This window comes from Micromonospora sp. NPDC047707 (assembly GCF_040704235.1).
GTDB lineage: Bacteria > Actinomycetota > Actinomycetes > Mycobacteriales > Micromonosporaceae > Micromonospora.
Genome location: NZ_JBEYSU010000025.1, coordinates 1 through 15533 on the forward strand (window position 1 = coordinate 1; position 15533 = coordinate 15533).

The 15533-nt window shown below is 74.5% G+C and carries 9 protein-coding genes; 4 read left to right on the plus strand and 5 right to left on the minus strand.

Annotated features, from left to right (window positions below; all coding sequences use genetic code 11):
• Positions 1 to 510 precede the first annotated feature (510 nt).
• Positions 511 to 2316 (minus strand): VanW family protein, encoded by a 1806-nt coding sequence (locus AB0873_RS22980; RefSeq protein ID WP_366602032.1) that lies wholly within the window; start codon positions 2314 to 2316, stop codon positions 511 to 513.
• A 163-nt stretch (positions 2317 to 2479) separates the two neighbouring features.
• On the opposite strand from AB0873_RS22980, the gene nudC reads away from it, so the two are divergent.
• The gene (gene nudC, locus AB0873_RS22985) at positions 2480 to 3397 is read left to right on the plus strand and encodes an NAD(+) diphosphatase (protein ID WP_366602034.1); all 918 of its coding nucleotides are present in this window, start codon (positions 2480 to 2482) and stop codon (positions 3395 to 3397) included.
• Between the two features lie 10 nt (positions 3398 to 3407).
• Here the strand turns inward: nudC and AB0873_RS22990 are convergent, their stop codons facing one another.
• Positions 3408 to 4670, minus strand: coding sequence for a polysaccharide biosynthesis protein (locus AB0873_RS22990; protein ID WP_366602035.1), 1263 nt, complete (start codon positions 4668 to 4670; stop codon positions 3408 to 3410).
• Positions 4667 to 8980: an alpha-(1->3)-arabinofuranosyltransferase gene (locus AB0873_RS22995; RefSeq protein ID WP_366602037.1), complete on the minus strand. Its 4314-nt coding sequence runs from the start codon at positions 8978 to 8980 to the stop codon at positions 4667 to 4669. Before AB0873_RS22995 ends, AB0873_RS22990 begins: the two co-directional genes overlap by 4 nt.
• A 160-nt stretch (positions 8981 to 9140) precedes the next feature.
• Between AB0873_RS22995 and AB0873_RS23000 the strand changes: the two genes are divergently transcribed.
• The 3 genes from AB0873_RS23000 to AB0873_RS23010 are packed head-to-tail and all read left to right on the plus strand — an operon-like array spanning position 9141 to position 12945.
• Entirely contained in the window at positions 9141 to 11024 is a 1884-nt protein-coding gene (locus AB0873_RS23000) for a hypothetical protein (RefSeq protein ID WP_155329782.1), read from the plus strand.
• A gap of 11 nt (positions 11025 to 11035) precedes the next feature.
• Positions 11036 to 12715, plus strand: a complete 1680-nt coding sequence (locus AB0873_RS23005; RefSeq protein WP_366602038.1) for a hypothetical protein — start codon at positions 11036 to 11038, stop codon at positions 12713 to 12715.
• A gap of 35 nt (positions 12716 to 12750) precedes the next feature.
• Complete coding sequence (locus tag AB0873_RS23010) at positions 12751 to 12945, plus strand: hypothetical protein (RefSeq protein ID WP_366602040.1); 195 nt, start codon at positions 12751 to 12753, stop codon at positions 12943 to 12945.
• On the opposite strand, the gene AB0873_RS23015 is transcribed toward AB0873_RS23010, so the two are convergent.
• Together AB0873_RS23015 and AB0873_RS23020 are read right to left on the minus strand one after the other, a co-directional pair.
• Complete coding sequence (locus AB0873_RS23015; protein WP_155329785.1) at positions 12930 to 14126, minus strand: glycosyltransferase family 4 protein; 1197 nt, start codon at positions 14124 to 14126, stop codon at positions 12930 to 12932. The genes AB0873_RS23010 and AB0873_RS23015 overlap by 16 nt on opposite strands.
• 92 nt (positions 14127 to 14218) lie before the next feature.
• Entirely contained in the window at positions 14219 to 15427 is a 1209-nt protein-coding gene (locus AB0873_RS23020) for an acyltransferase (RefSeq protein ID WP_366602041.1), read from the minus strand.
• Positions 15428 to 15533: the final 106 nt, after the last annotated feature.

The window sequence follows — 15533 nt, forward strand, 5'->3', positions numbered from 1 at the left end:
TGGTACTGCACTCGGGAGGGTGTGGGAGAGTAGGACACCGCCGGACATCTTTCCCGTTCAGGGCCGCCCAACTGGGTGGCCCTGAACGCGTTTCCCCCCTTTTTGTTCTTCACCGGCGCCATGCCACAACCCGGAATCGGCGCCAAGCCACCGGCGGGTGCCGGCGGGTGATCGATTCGATATGCCGCGGGCATGGTGGTGACCGACCCTGTCGGATACCGCAACGCCGCCCACCCGGAAACGACCATCGGCCGGCGCTACAACCTCCGCTTGGCCGGCTCACCGGCAGGAAACCGCCGCCCCGGGCTGCGGCTCGGCCCGGTCCAGCACGCCTTGTCGAGGAGCTCACGAGCCCGCCGGCAACGGCATGCCGCACGCCGGCGAGCGGCGGGCCCAGGAGCACGCACAGGTGCGCGTGGCCCTGGGCGGGACGTGGTGTGCGTACGCCATGACGAAGCCCCGCCGGCGAGGATGCCGGCGGGGCCGTGTGGAGCTTGCGCGGGACGGCGGTCAGGAGGGTTCGGGGGCGCAGATGAAGCGCGGCTCGGCGTCGTAGCGCCAGCTGAACTTCTCCCGCTTGACCACCTTGCCGTCCTTGCGGAAGACCCGGTACGCGTCCTGCGTGAAGCCGTCGCTGCCGGCGGCGGCGATGCAGGTGGGGCCCGGCTCCAGGTAGACCGTCTTCGGCTTGGTGACGTTGCGGCGCGGGCCGTACTCGGTCTTCACGCTGTCCCAGATCTTCGTGCTCCAGATCGAGACGGTGATGGTGCTGGCCGTGTACGAGGTGTCGATCAGCACGCCGTGGTCGGTGTTGTTCCGGAACTTGAAGTCCAGGTCCGGGTAGAAGATCGTCGACTCGATGACGGCCGGGTAGCGGCTGAAGTAGAACGAGTGCGGCTTGTGCTCGACGTCCTCCAGGCCGGCGTAGTAGGTCGCGTTGAACAGCGTCGTGGTGAACTGGGAGACGCCACCGCCGACGCCGGGCACCAGCTTGCCGTTGAGGATGACCGGGGCGTCCTTGTAGCCCTGGGCGTAGCCCCGCTCCCCCGTGTGCCCGTTGAGCGAGAACGTCTCGCCGGGCAGGACGAGCGTGTTGTCGACGTCCCTGGCGGCGGTGATGATGTTCTGGCTGCGCGGCGAGGAGAGCCCACCGGGGAACCTGGTGGTGAACGTCGAGACCCGCTCCTTGATGCCCAGCCCGGCGAGCTTCGCCGCGGTCAGCTCCGGCTCCGCCGGCTTGAGCGTGCCGGTGACCTTCCGGCCGTCCGCCAAGGGCAGGACCGCGAGCAGGGCCTCCCCGAGCGTGGAGGTGTCCAGCTGCTGCCCCGGCTTGCCGTCGGTGATCTTCGGCTTGCCGCCGGTGAGGGTGATCTGCGCGTCCTGCGGGGGCACCTCGACCTTGGCCAGGTCGCCGCCGAGCGCCGTACGGAGCCGCTTGACGTCCACCCGCGCGGTCAGCTTGCCGGCGTCGTCGGCGCTGAACCGCAGGCTCTTCGCGATGGCCGACGGCGGGATCGTCACCGAGCCCTTGTCCGTGGTCAGCGTGACCGGCGCCGCCACCGCGGGCTTCGCCAGCTCGGCCACCATCGTGTCGACCTCCTCGGCGGTGGTCGCCGGGTGCTTCTCGATGAGCGGGACGGCGATCGGCTGATCACTCAGCCAACCCTCGCGTACCACCTGCGCGGAACGCTCCGGGTCGAGGGCGAGGCTGGGCTTCGGATGCACGGCCTTCGGGGTGAGGCCGCTCCAGGTGATCGCCGGCATGGTCATCTTGCGGCCCTGGTCGCCCACGACCTTCTTGAGCGCCGCGTCGAGGCGGGCCACGTCCACGGTCACCACCGGCTGCACGTCGCGGGACCCGACCAGCCGGTCGACCGCGTGCGCCTCCGCCTGCACGGCGGCCGCGACGGTCGCGTCGACGTCGACCGCGAGCCCGACATCGGCCGGGTTGATCTCCGCCGTGCGCTCGCCGACGCGTACGGTCACCGGTGCGCCGAACTCGGCCGCCCGCCGGTCCAGCTCCGCACGGAGCTCGCGGGCGGCGTCCGAGCGGCTCCGGCCGCCGAGCTCGGCGCCGAGCACCGTCGTGCCGCGCGGCACGTCACCGGCGTACGCGTAGGCGCCCACACCGGCCACGGAAGCGAGCACCGCGGTGGCGAGCCCGGTGGCGAGCAGCAGCCGGGCGCGGCGGGACCGCCCGCGACCCGGCGACCCGGCGGGCACCGACTCCTCGACCGGCCACCGCACCGCGGTCACCTGCACGGTGGGCCGGTCGTCGGCGGGCGGGGTTTTTTCGCCGTACAGCGTCACAGTCACCTCGATCGGGGGCGCAACACACGAGCGGGTTTCCCGCCCGGAAGACAACTACGGTAACCAACGTGTCGGCGCCGCGGCAGCCTGCTCCCGGCCCGTCCCGTCAGCGCGTGTCGCGGACCGACCCGATGGTCGCCCACGGTGGCGAACATGAAACGGTGTGAGCATGCGGGTGGACGATGCGGTCCTGGCGTACGGCGGTGGCTGGGTGGACCGGGTGGGGGCGCTGCGGGCCGACCCGGAGCGGATGGCGGCGTTGCTGGCCGGGCCCGGGGCGCGGGTGCTGGCCCTCTGGCGGGACCACTGCCTGGTGGCCGGGGACACACCGGTCCGGTTGGTCGGGGAACGGGCTGCGCAGGCGCGTGCTGTCGCTGACGAGGCCGTGTTCCTCGGCCTGGACGCCGGGGAGCCGGTCTTCGCGGTGGACCTGTCCGGGCTGACCGAGGACGCCGCCCGCCAACTGGCCGGGGCGACCGCGGTCACCGACGTACGGAGGCTCGTCGGGCGGGTCACCCCCGCCGAGGCGGCCACCCAGGCGTACGCGCGGGGCCTGCTGCACTGGCACCGCCAGCAGCGGTACTGCGGCACGTGCGGCGCGCCGACGGAGGCCCGGGACGCGGGGCACGTCCGCCGCTGCGCCGCGGTGCACTGCGGCCGGCTGTTCTTCCCCCGGATCGAACCGGCGATCATCGTGCTGGTGGAGGCCCCCGGTCCGCCGGGCCGCTGCCTGCTGGCCCGGCACGCCGGCGCACCCGAGGGGGCGTACTCGACGCTGGCCGGCTTCGTCGAGGTGGGCGAGAGCCTGGAGGACGCGGTCCGGCGGGAGATGGCCGAGGAGGCCGGTGTGGTCGTGACGGACGTGGCGTACCAGGGCTCGCAGGCCTGGCCGTTCCCGGCCGGACTGATGGTGGGGTTCCGGGCCACCGCCGCGTCCGAGGAGGTACGGGTCGACGGCCACGAACTGCTGGAGGCACGCTGGTTCACCCGTGCCGAGCTGCGGGAGCGGGTGGCCGCGGGCCGGCCGCTCGGTCGGCTCGACTCGATCGACCACCACCTGCTGAACCGCTGGCTCGCCGAGGGCTGATCCCGGCAGGTCAGCCGTGGCCCCGCACACCGGGAGACGCCGGCTGCAGGGCACGCGGCGGCGTCAGCCACGCGCGGACGGCCATCGTGAGCGTCATGACCACGGCGGTGCCGAGGGCGCACCAGAGCAGGCCGGCCACCGTACGGGGCGCGATCGACACCGCGGTGACGACCAGGACGACGCTCCCCACCCACAGGGGCGCGGCGGGCCAGCGGACCCCGGCCGCGACCGCGGCGTTCAGCAGAACGAACACGACCGCGTAGAGCGCCCCGACGGCGGCGAAGAGCGGCGCGTACCCACCGAGATGGGTGTAGTCGGTGCCCCCGGCGAGCCGGAACGCCAGCCCACCGGCGGACGCCGAGGCGAGCACCAGCAGCAGCCCGCACCCGCCGGTGAGGGCCAGCGCGACGGTCCGGCTGCGCCGGTCGCCGCGGGCCAGCCGGGGCAGGGCGAGCACCGTCGCCACCTGCGGTGCCCAGAGCGCGCCCTTCGTGAGGACCGTCCCCACGGCGTACGCCCCCGCGTCGCCGGCCGGCAGCAGCTGGCGGGCGAGCAGCAGGTCCGCGTACGAGACGACGAGCATGGCGAGCGTCGCCCCGCAACCGGTGAGGATCCGGTTGGCGCCGAGCGGCGGGGCCCCCGGTGCGGCCGTCTCCGTGGCGGGTCGGGCCAGCACGGCGAGCGCGAGCGGGGTGAGCACGGCGGACACCGCGCCGAGGAGCAGCGACCCGGTCAGTCCGAGACCCAGGAGCAGACCGACGAGTACGCCCCCGTACCGGCCGACGGCCAGCAGGACCATCCCGACGGCGAGCCGGACGAACCGCTGCCCGCCCTGGAGTTCCCCGAGCGGGCGGCAGGCGAGCACGATCGCCGCCGTGGTGACCGCGGACAGGATCGACACCTCGACCGGGAGGCGCAGCGCGGTGGTGAGCAGCGGAGTGGCCACGACCAGCGCCCCCGCGCAGAGCGTGGCGGTCACCAGGGCGGCCCGGCGGGTGTCCGAGTGCCCGTGCCGGGCGTGGTGCACCGCGACGGCGAGCTGCAGGCCGAATCCCGGCACGCTCGCGATGGCGATCAGGCCGAGGGCGGTGGCGAGGGCGCTGAGGTCGGCCGCGTCGAGCTGCCGGGCGGCCAGGACCGGCGCCACGTAGGCGAGACCGTTCCCCAGGATCCCGGCGGCGGTGACGGCGAGGCCGGCCGCGCCCAGCGCGCGTACGCCGACGGGCTCGGGACGCGTACGCACCACGTCGCCACCGGCGGTTCGCCGGTTCACGTGATCCCCGACAGGTCGGAGTCGCGCCACGAGGCTGCCTCCGGACCGCGCTGGTGCGGCAGCCCGGGCGGCGGGACGGGCGGCGACGCGGACTCGGCCGGCCGTGGCGGTGTGCGCCGGACGGGCCGCCGCCGGACGGTCGTCGACACCCAGAGGCAGCCGAGGGCGAGCACCATGAGCAGTTGCGGAAGGACGGCCGTGTGCCGTTGCGCGGCGTCGAGGTACGCCCAGCCCGCCAGGACGACCAGGGCGGCCGGGAGCCAGGTCTCGGCGATCCGGGTGACGAGCCGGACCCGGCGTGGATCCGCCGACCGGGGCAGCGGGATCGCGCCGGGGAGGGCGAGCAGGACGCCGGCGGCGACCAGCAGACCGCCGACGAGGCCACCGAGCATCAGCAGCGCGACGGCGCCGACCGCCAGCAGGGGGACGGACCGGGTCAACCGGCGCCGGACCGCACGGGTCGGCGGTCGGTCACCCCGGTGGCGGTCGGGGAGCACCGCCAGGACCACGACCACCACGAGCAGGACACCGCCGGCGAGCAGGCCCACCCGGTACGAGCCGTCGGGCGCGAAGCGCAGGACGACCTCGCCGGAGACACCGGCCGGCAGCAGCCAGCCCTGCTGCCACCCGTCGACGACGACCGGCCGTAGCGGCTTGCCGGCCACGGTGGCCTCCCAGCCGGGGTTGGTGTTCTCCCGGACGGCGAGGACACGGTCGGCGGCGTGCTCGCCGACGCGTACCCGTCGCTCGGTGGCGTCCCACGAGGAGACCTGGACGGCGCTCGGCGTCACCGCGCCGGTGGTCCCGGTCTCCTTCGGCACCAGCGCGACCCGGGTGGGCGCGGCCAGGCGGCTGGCCGAGGCGACGAGACGCTGGTCGCCCTCGGCGAGCCGGATCTGCCGGGGGGTGCCACGGCCGCACGGCTCCGCCGGCACCTCGCGCAGCTCCAGCAGGTCCCGCACGGTGGCCCGGAGCGCGGTGGTGACGCGGGCTCCGCCGACCTCCACCGTCGGGCCGGTGCCGCAGGCGAGCCGGACGGGCGCGTCCAGCTTCGGCCGCACCGTGGACGCCGCCGGCAGGACGGTGATCTCACCGACCGCGACCGGTAGCGGCTCCGGTGGGCGCAGCCCGTACGGGTCGGTGCTGTACACGGAGGGCTTGTCGAGGAACTGGATGGTGATCTCGTCGGTGCGCATCGGCGGGTCCATGGTGAGGAGGCCGCCGGCGCCCAGCAGCCCGCCCCGGACACCGTCGTCACCGACCACCCGTACGCTGCCCACCTTCGTGGCGGCCGCGTCGGCGGGGAGCGAGAACCGCAGACCCGTGATGAGCTGCGGCCGGAGCCACTGCAGGCGCAGGATCGGGGCCTCGTCGCTGGTGGCGGGGGACCAGGCGGTCGCCGGGTCCCCGTCGAGCGCGGCGCCCGGCCGGCCGGCCGGGTCGGGGACGGCCGTGGAGGAAGCGGTCACCGTGGGGGCCAGCCGCAGCGCCTGAGCGGCGGCCACCTCCTCGTCGAGGGCCGCGTTCAGCGCATCGCCCGGTGTCGGGCGCGCCCACACCTTCGCGGTGTACGTGCCGGCGGCCGGCAGGGTCGCCGTGCGGTCGATCGCGCGGCCGTCCTCGGAACCCCGGGCGGCGTCGGTCGAGCAGCGGGGGCGGCCGTCGACGAAGAAGCAGGCCGGCGTGGTCGGAGCCGCCGAGACGAGCAGCGCCGCCGGGCGCTCGGTGGCGGGGGCGGCGGGCAGTGCCAGCGTGCGGCTGGTGCGGATGCCGGGGATCTCGACCTCGGCGATGCCGACCGTGCCGCCACCGCGGCCGGTGCCGATGGTGCCGTCGATGGCGATCCGGACGTCCCGGGTCGCGTGGACGCCGGGCAGGGCGAACGTCATGCTGTCGCCGAACGACTCGACGGAGAGCGCCTCGAAGCCGGCGGTGACCGTCACCTTCGTCGGCACCGTGTCGGCGGTCAGGTCGAAGCGGACCCGGACCTCGGTCACCCGGGTCGGGTTGGCGAGGTCGATCTGGAGCCACTGCCCGCTGCCGCCGGTGTCCGGGGCGGACTGCCAGGACGTGGTGACGTCCCCGTCGATCGCCGCGTACGGCTGGTGCTCGGGCCGGGCGCCGCCGCGTACCCCGACCTGCGAGCGGGCGGAGGACGCCCGGACGGCGTCGATGCCCTCGAAGCGCGCGACCGTGCTCTGCTCGGCGCCCCACTCGGGCAGGTAGTCGTGGGCCGGCGCCGGTACGTCGTAGGTGTCGGCGGCGGTGAGGGTCGCGGACGTGTTGTCGCGCAGCCGGCCGAACGACACGTCCCGCTTGCGGAGCCCGTCGGTGAGGGTGACCGCACCGGGCGGCCCGCCGTCGGGCAGGTCGCCGGCGAGGATGGTCGGCGCCGCGGGAAGTTGCCCGGCCGCGGCGAGGTCGAGAAGTGACTCGGGACCGCCCACCACGGTCGTGACGTCCGCGCTGTCGTACGCGACGACCCGTTCCACGGGACGGTCGACCCGGTACATCTCCAGGGCCCGCACCGGAGCGTCGAGGCCCTGGTCGCGGTGCGTGCCCTCGGGTGGGCCGCCCCGCACCGGGCCGAAGGTAGCCACCCGGGTCAGGCCGGGTGACCGTTCCAGCGCCTGGCGCACGACCAGCGGGCGGGCCGTGTCCGAGCGGCCGTGGTCGAGGTCGGCGCGGAACAGGACGTGGCTGACCCCCGAGCGCGCGAGGAGGTCGGCGAGCCCGGCCGAGCCCGCGCCGGTGGCGAGCGTGGACTCGATCGCGTCGAGCAGTCGGATCGTGGCCGGCGGGGTGAACGGGATGGCGTTGCGGACCGCCCACGGGCCGTCGAGCAGCGGCTGCGTGATCTCGTCGGTGGTGTTGCCCCAGTCGTAGGAGGGGAACCGGGCGCCGGGGACGACGAGCACCCGCCCGCCGTCGCTCTTCGCGTCCAGCCAGTCGGCGGCTTCCTGCCAGTAGCCGGGGACGTCGCGGACGCTGCCGGGTGTCGCGAGCGAGCCGGCGAGCGCCGGCGCGGCCACCCCGGCGACCGCCGTCATCGCCACCCCCGCGGTCAGCCAGGCGCGGGCCGCCGTACGGCGACGGCGCCGGGCGGGCGCGGTCCGCGCGGCCCGTACCGTCAGGCCGACCAGGTGTGCCACGCCGAGCGCCAGCGGCAGGCGCAGCAGGACGTCGAACTTGTGCACGTTGCGTAGCGGCGCGCCGGCCGCGTCGAGGAACTGGCGCTGGGGCTCGGCGAAGGTGTTCGGCAGGTCGCCGAGGTGGCCGAGGCCGACCATGGCGGCACCGAGCACCACGCCGGTGACGAGGAACCGGCGGTGGGGCATCCCGCGCCGGGACAGGCCCAGCACGCCCAGACCGGCGACCACCAGCGTGGCCACGACGAGCAGCGGCTCGGTGGCGAGTCGCGCTCCGGCCGGGATCGTCGGCCCGAACGGGTTGCCCAGGTACGCCACCCAGTACGAGGTGCCGCGGAGGACCGTGACCGCGTCCGTGACGCTGGTGGTGAAGCGGGCGGTCTCGATGTAGTCGAGGAACGGGGGGCTGTAGCGGCCGAGGGTCAGCAGTGGCACCAGCCACCAGGCGGTGGCCAGGAGGACCGCACCGCACCAGGCGGCGAGCGCGGTGAGCCGGAGGCGTAGCGGCCGCAGCGTGGCCAGCCAGAGTACGGCGAGCGGGACGACCGCGAACACCGCCGTCGCGTTGACCCCGCCGGCGCAGGCGACGGCCACCGCCGATCCGGCGACGGCGCGCCGCAGCGGGGCTCCCCGCGCCAGGCCCACCAGGGGGATCAGCACCCAGGGCGCGACCGCGCTGGGCCAGGCCTCCACGGACGACCAGCCGAGCTGCGTCAGGATGCGGGGGGAGAGCGCGAACGCGACGCCGGCGATCATGCGGCCGGCGGGGGTGCCGATGCCGAGCCGGCCGGCCAGCCGGACCGCGCCCAGGTACGCGACGCAGAAGAGCAGCGCCCACCACAGCCGCTGGACCACCCACGGGGCGAGGCCGAGTTCCGAGCCGACGAGGAAGAACGGTCCCATCGGCCAGAGATATCCGTACGCCTGGTTCTGGAGCTGGCCGAACGTGCCGGCGGGATCCCACAGGTGCAGGGAGCGGAGCAGCCAGCCGGCGGGGTTGACGTTGAGGTCGACCTTGGTGTCCGGCACGATCAGGCCGGGTTCCTGCTGGAAGGCGAGCGCGGAGAGCGCGATGCAGATGGTCAGGTGCCGGAAGCGCCGGGCGTTACGCCGTGTCCGGCTCAGTCCCGGATCGGTGGCATCTGTCACCTCTGCACGCATCTCGGCTCCTGTCTCCGCCGTCCTGACGCGCCGCCCACGCCTGGCGGTGTCGCGAGAGGGTAGCCGGACACCGTTCCGGGCGGCGACCTGGGGCGCTGGGGTCGCGTATCGGGAAAACGGCGGTCCCCACGGCGTGTAAGCGTGTGGCAGGCTGCCGACCATGTCAATGCCAGAAGCTGAGGCCGTGACGCGTCCGGAACCGGCCGCACCGGCCGACGGTGGACGCTGGTCCCTCGGACGGTGGCTCCGCGCCGACCGCGTCCGCGCCGTCGCGATCGCCCTGATCGTCGTCGCCGTGGCGTGGCGCGCGAGCCTCGCCACCCGGGGGTGGTTCTCCCAGGACGAGTTCGTGATCGCCGCCCGGGCCATTGACACGCAACTGACACCGGACTTCCTCCTCCAGACCTTCAACAACCACCTGATGCCGGGCGGCCTGCTGGCGACGTGGTTGATGGTCCGGGCGGCCGGCTTCACCGGCTGGCCGTGGGTGGTGCTCCTGGCCGTCGGCCAGGCCGCGCTGGGCGTCGCCTTCTACCGGTTGCTGCGCGACCTGCTGCGTCCCGGCTGGGGCCTGCTGATCCCGCTGTGCATGTTCCTGTTCAGCCCGCTGACCCTGGAGGCGTCCTCGCTCTGGCTGGTCGGGTTGCTGCTGCTGCCCGTGCAGTTGGCGATGGTGCTCGCCGTCAAGGCCCAGGTGCGGTACGTGCGGACCGGGCGGAAGCGGCACCTGGTCGGCATCGCGCTGTGGCTGGTCTTCGGCCTGCTGTTCGACACCAAGGCGCTGCTGATCGCGCCGCTGCTGTTCCTCCTGACGCTCTTCCTCTTCACCTCGGGCGGGGTGGGGCGGTCCCTGGCGCAGACCGTCCGCCGGCACTGGCCGGCGTGGCTGATCCTGGGTGTGCTCTCGGGGGCCTACCTGGCGTTCTACCTGACCCGACCGGCCGGGGAACTGGCCGGTCCACGCTCGGTCGGCGAGGTTTTCGGGTTCCTCGGGGACCTGATCGGGAAGACGCTGATCCCCGGGCTGCTGGGCGGCCCGTGGCGGTGGACGTACGCCGGTGACGGGCCGCCACTGGCGGACCCGTACGACGTGGCGATGTGGCTGTCCTGGGCGGCGCTGCTCACGGTGGTCGTGGTGACCGTGCGGCGGCGTCCGTCGGCCGGTCGGGCGTGGCTGCTCCTGCTGTCGTACGTCGCGATGGTGGGCGCGCTGTTCGCCGCCACCCGGCTGGGCGACGTGCTCAGCCCGCTCGCCGGTCTGGTGCCCCGGTACGTCGCCGACGTGGTGGTGGTCGCCGCGATCTGCGTGGGAACGGCCCTGCTGGGCCGCTCCGACGCGGAGGAGGCCGACGTCAGCGCCTGGCCGGTGCCGACCGTGCTGCGCGAGCCCGGCGCGTTCGCGGTCGGGCTGGTGTCGATGATCGCCGTGCTGGTGACCATCGGGGTCGGCACGCTCTGGACCACCGCCCGGTTCGGCGACAACTGGAGCACCAAGCACGGCCGCGAGTACCTGGCCACCGCTCAGGAGGAGTTGGCGGCGGCCCCACCGGGGACCGTCTTCCTGGACGGTCTCGTGCCCGACCGGGTCGTCGCCGGGTACTTCTGGCCGGACAACCGGCAGTCGCACTTCTTCCGCCCGGCGGAGCGCCGGCCGGTCTTCGTGACGGTGGCCGAGCGGCCGTCGATGTTCGACGACGCGGGCCGTATCCGGCCCGCCGCGGTGCAGGGCCGGAAGATCCTGCCCGGTGGCGTGCCCGACTGCGGGCACATTGTCAGGGACGGTCTGTCCACCCGGATCCCGCTGGACGGCCCGCTGGAGGAGTGGCCGTACGTGGTGCACTTCGGCTACCTCAGCTCCGGGGAGGCCACGGCGACGTTCCGGCTCGGCGAGGCGACGCGGGAGCTCGACCTGCGGCGCGGCCTCAACGAGGTCTACTTCAACCTGGAAGGGGCGGGGGACGCCGTCCAGATCACGGTCGACGATCCGAAGGTCGGTCTCTGCACCAACCTGATCACCGTCGGCAGGCTGGTGCCGGCGTCCTGAGTACCGGTCCCATGCCCCCCGCCGTCCACAGCCGCTCGGCGTCGCTGTACGTCGTCGCCGCCGCCGTCACCGCGCTGGTGCTCGCCCCGCTCGCCCTACCCGGCTACGTGCTGCTGTACGACATGGTGTTCGTGCCCCGGCAGCCGCTGAGCTGGGAACTGGTCGCGCCCGCGCAGAGCCTGCCGCGTGCGGTGCCGATGGACGCGGTGGTCTCCGTCGTCACGCAGCTCCTGCCGGGCTGGCTGCTCCAGCGGCTGGTACTCGTCGCGGCGGTGTTCCTGGCCGCCGTCGGGGCCGGTCGTCTCGTGCCGACGGAGCGGCGAGCGGTGCGGCTGCTCGCCGCGGTCGGGTACGCGTGGACGCCGTACCTCGCCGAACGGCTGCTGATCGGGCAGTGGGGGCTGCTCGTCGCGTACGCGGCGCTGCCGTGGATCGTGCGCGGGGCGCTCCAGGTGCGGGCGGGCGTGCCGGGCGCGGCGCCCCGGCTGGTGCTCGTCGCGGCGCCCGCCGCGATCACCCCGACCGGTGGTCTGCTCGCGTTCGGCACGGTGGCCCTGCTCGTGGTCGGTCGGGGCCGCCGGCGGGTGTCGGCGCTGGTGGTGGGTGCCGTCGCGCTGCTCAACGCCCCGTGGATCGTGGCGGCGGCGGTCACCGGGGCCGGTGGTTCCTCGGACCCGGCCGGGGTGGCGGCGTTCGCCGCCCGCGCCGAGAACTGGGCCGGCCCCCTGGCCGCGCTGGCGGGCACCGGTGGCATCTGGAGCGCCCAGGCGACGCCCGGCAGCCGGTCCGCGCCGCTGGTGCCGCTGGTGACACTGGTGCTGCTGGCGCTCGCGGCGGCCGGTGTCGGCCTGCTGTGGCGGCGACTGCCGGCGGGCGCAGCCGGGCGGCTGGCGATCCTCGCCGCCGGGGGTTTCCTGCTCGCGGCGCTCGGCGTGCTCCCCGGCGGGGACGCGCTGCTGCGGTGGGCCGTGGTGGAGGTGCCGGGCGCCGGGCTGCTGCGTGACGGACAGAAGTTCCTCGCCCCGTACGCGCTGCTGCTGGTGCTCTGCGTCGCGCTGGGCGCCGAGCGGCTGGCCGCCCGGGCCGACCGGGATCTGGCCGGGCTGGTCCTGGCGGGGTTGCTGCTCCTGCCGATCGCCACCATGCCGGACCTCGCGGTGGGCGGAGCGGGGCGGCTACGTCCGGTCGACTACCCGGCGGACTGGCGGGTGGTGTCCGGGCGGGTGACCGGTGAGCCCGGGGAGATCCTGGCGCTGCCGCTGTCCGCGTACCGGGCGTACCCGTGGAACCCGGACCGGGTCGTGCTGGATCCCCTGCCCCGCTACCTGCCCGGGACGGTGCTCGCCGACGACACGCTGCGGGTGGGGACCCTGGAGGTGGCCGGGGAGAACCCGCGCGTCCGGGAGGTGCGCCGTCTGCTGCGGGAGGGCCGGCCGGTGGCCGCGACCGGGGTGCGCTGGGTGGTGGTCCAGCACGGGTCGGCGGGCCGGGTGGAGCCCGCCGCCCTCGCCGGCCTCCAGGTCGTCCACGACGGTCCGTTCCTCACGCTCTACCGCAATCCGGACGCAGCGGCCCGCCCGGCGTCCGTCCGAACGGCGCGGTGGTCGGTCGTGGCGGCGTTGGCGGCTGCCGTCCTGGTGGTTCTCGGTGCGGCACTTTCGGCGCTACGCCGGAGGCCTACCGCGTGGTAACGTCCGCTCGCACGTCTCGCCATAGGAGGATTGGCATGCGTAAAGCCCTCACCCTGCTCGTCTCGGGTCTGGTCGCGGCGTTGCTCGGTGTCCTGGCCCTCGGGGGTGTCGCGGCAGCCGCCACCACCACCGACGTCGAGGCGGCACAGGAGGCCAAGAGCGTCCGTGAGGCGGCCCAGCGGGCCGGCAAGCAGGATCCGTACGCCCCGACGGTCTACGGCATCAGGTAGGACGGTTCGCCCCGCCGGTGAACCCGGCGGGGCGCATCCTGCGCGGCCACGATGGCCGCGAAGTGCCCGCCCGCGGCCTCCCAGGTGAAGGACGCGGCGTGCTGCCGGGCCTCCGCGCCCATCCTCCGCCGGACTTCGTCCTCGTGGAGCAGCGTGCGCACCTTGGCCACGTAGTCGTCGATGTCGTCGGCGAGCAGTCCGGTGCGCCCGTCCACCACGGCCTCGGCGACGCCGCCGGCGTCCCGGAACGCGACGGTGGGGGTGCCGGCGGAGCCTGCCTCCACGATCGTCAGCCCCCAGCCCTCCTTGAGCGACGGGGTCAGCGCCACCCACGCCGAGGCGAGCAGGGCCGCCTTCTCCTCCTCCGTGACGAAGCCACGGAACTCTACCCGGTCGCTGATGCCCAGGTCGCCGGCGACGTCGTGCAGGTGCGGCTCCCACCAGCCCTGTCCGGCGACGACCAGCCGCAGCTGCGGCAACTCGTCGGCGAGGGCCGCGACGGCCCGCAGCGCCACCTCGACGCGCTTGTGGGGGACCAGCCGGTTGAGCGTCACGAGCAGCGGGAACGGTGCCCGCTCGACGTCGGTGCGGGGAAGGGTGGGCGTGCCGTTGTGCACCACGGAGACCTGCTCCGGCGGCACGCCGAGGGTGGCGAGTTCGCGGCGGGTGGCCTCGGAGACCGTGACGTAGCGGCAGCGGCGGTAGACGCGTACGGCGAACGACGACTCGACCCACCAGCCGAACCGGGCCGCCCACGGCGGGAGCACCACGGGCCACTGCTCGCGGTGGACGTGGTGGATCAGCTTCACCACCGGCCGTCGTGCCCACAGCGGCGCCAGGAACGGCAGGCCGTTGCAGACGTCCACCAGGATGTCCGGCCGGCCGCCCCGCCGCCGCGAGAGCGGGCCGAAGCCCAGGGCGCCGGCGACGTAGCAGAGTGCCGCCCACAGGTACACCGTGTGGCGACCGCCGCGCCGCACCAGGCGAACGCCGGCGTCGTTGACCTCGTCCGCGGGTGCCCGGTCGTGGGCGGCGCAGAACAACGTGACACGGAAGCCGCGGGTGACCAGCTCCGCGGCGATCCGCTCGACGTACACCTCGGAGCCGCCACCCTCGGGGTTGCGGGTGTCCCGCCAGTTGAGGAACAGGACGTGTCCGGGGGTGTCGGCGCTGTGTTCCACGCGAGTCCTACTCTCAAGTAATAAATTCGCGACGCGCGTCACACTAGGCGTTAACAGTTGGCGGCGGCAATGGTCAGATCCGATGACGCTGCTCAGCGTGACGGGCCGACCGCCGGCAGCGGGGCGTCGGGGACGGGCGTGACCGGCTGCTGTCGGCGCTGGTTGCCGAGCAGCGTGATCGGCCGCTCGATGCCGTAGTAGCTGACCGCCGCGTAGGCCAGGCCACCGGCCATGGTCAGGGCGAACGTGCTGACCAGACCGCCGGTGAACAGGGGCCGGTCGGCCACGAGGTAGATCAGTTCGAGGATCAGCGGGTGCCAGAGGAACAACCCGTACGACACCGCGCCGAGCCAGCGGGCGGGGGCGGCGCCGAGGACGGCCTGCGTCCGGGTGGGCCGGCCGAACGCCACCGGCACCAGGATCAGCACCCCGATCGCGAGGTACAGCGTGAGTTTGACGGCGAACTCCGCCACGGTCGGCTCGGCGAGGTCACGCGGGCCGGCCACCGGCGTCGTCGCGATCGCGAGCAGACCGACCGCCGCAACCCAGCACGCGATCGGTGCCGCGGCCAGGTCGTCCAGCACCCGGAAGGCCGCCGGTGCGGTCCGGGTCTGCAGCGCCACGTGGGCGGCCGCCAGGGCCATGCCGGCGCCGAACCAGGCCCCGTACGCGGGGAGCCAGGTGGTGTGCAGGCCGGTGTCGAGCCAGCCCCCCGCCATACCGCCGAGCCAGGCGGCGGTCACCAGGACGCCGCCCGCGGCCACGAGCGTGGTGCGGACCGGCCGCCAGGTGCGGCCCACCGCCAGCGCGGCGACCAGCGGCAGAATCAGGTAGAACGCCACCTCGGTCGCCAGGCTCCACGTCTGGCTGAGGCCGTGCCGGAGCTGACCCCGTTCGTAGATCTGGGTGAAGGTGAGGTGGCGCAGCCAGTCGCCGGCCGACGCGGGCCGGTTCTGCGGGAGCACGATCAGGCAGACCGCCACCGCCAGCCAGTACGCGGGCAGGATCCGCAGCGCGCGGCGCCACAGGTACCGGCCGGTGCCGGGGCGGGGCCGGCCGGTGGCGGCGCTCAGCGCCCAGGGCCGGAACAGCAGGAACCCGGAGAGCACGAAGAAGATCGCGACCCCGACGTCCAGCCGTGCGAGCCACCCACCCCACTGCTCGGCGGCGGTCGCGCCGGTGTGGAAACCGACGTGGTGACCGACCACGGCGGCCGCACCGACCGCGCGGAGCGCGTCGAGGGCGGGAAGTCGGCCGCTGGCCGAAGGCTCCGACGCAGGTGGCGCGGCGGCTGTGGACATCTGGACATCCAGGGGGTCGCTTTGAGGGTGACCGGAGAGTAACCTCCCGCCATGTTAAGGATCGGGTGCCCCCGGCGACAGTCGTAGGGCGGCAGGTTGCGGGAGG

What these genes read in the sequence shown, in the direction of transcription:
- AB0873_RS22995 (WP_366602037.1), bottom strand. Translation starts at nt 8,980, where the DNA reads ATGCGTGCAGAGGTGACAGATGCCACCGATCCGGGACTGAGCCGGACA.
- nudC (WP_366602034.1), top strand. Translation starts at nt 2,480, where the DNA reads ATGCGGGTGGACGATGCGGTCCTGGCGTACGGCGGTGGCTGGGTGGAC.
- AB0873_RS23020 (WP_366602041.1), bottom strand. Translation starts at nt 15,427, where the DNA reads ATGTCCACAGCCGCCGCGCCACCTGCGTCGGAGCCTTCGGCCAGCGGC.
- AB0873_RS23000 (WP_155329782.1), top strand. Translation starts at nt 9,141, where the DNA reads ATGTCAATGCCAGAAGCTGAGGCCGTGACGCGTCCGGAACCGGCCGCA.
- AB0873_RS23010 (WP_366602040.1), top strand. Translation starts at nt 12,751, where the DNA reads ATGCGTAAAGCCCTCACCCTGCTCGTCTCGGGTCTGGTCGCGGCGTTG.
- AB0873_RS23005 (WP_366602038.1), top strand. Translation starts at nt 11,036, where the DNA reads ATGCCCCCCGCCGTCCACAGCCGCTCGGCGTCGCTGTACGTCGTCGCC.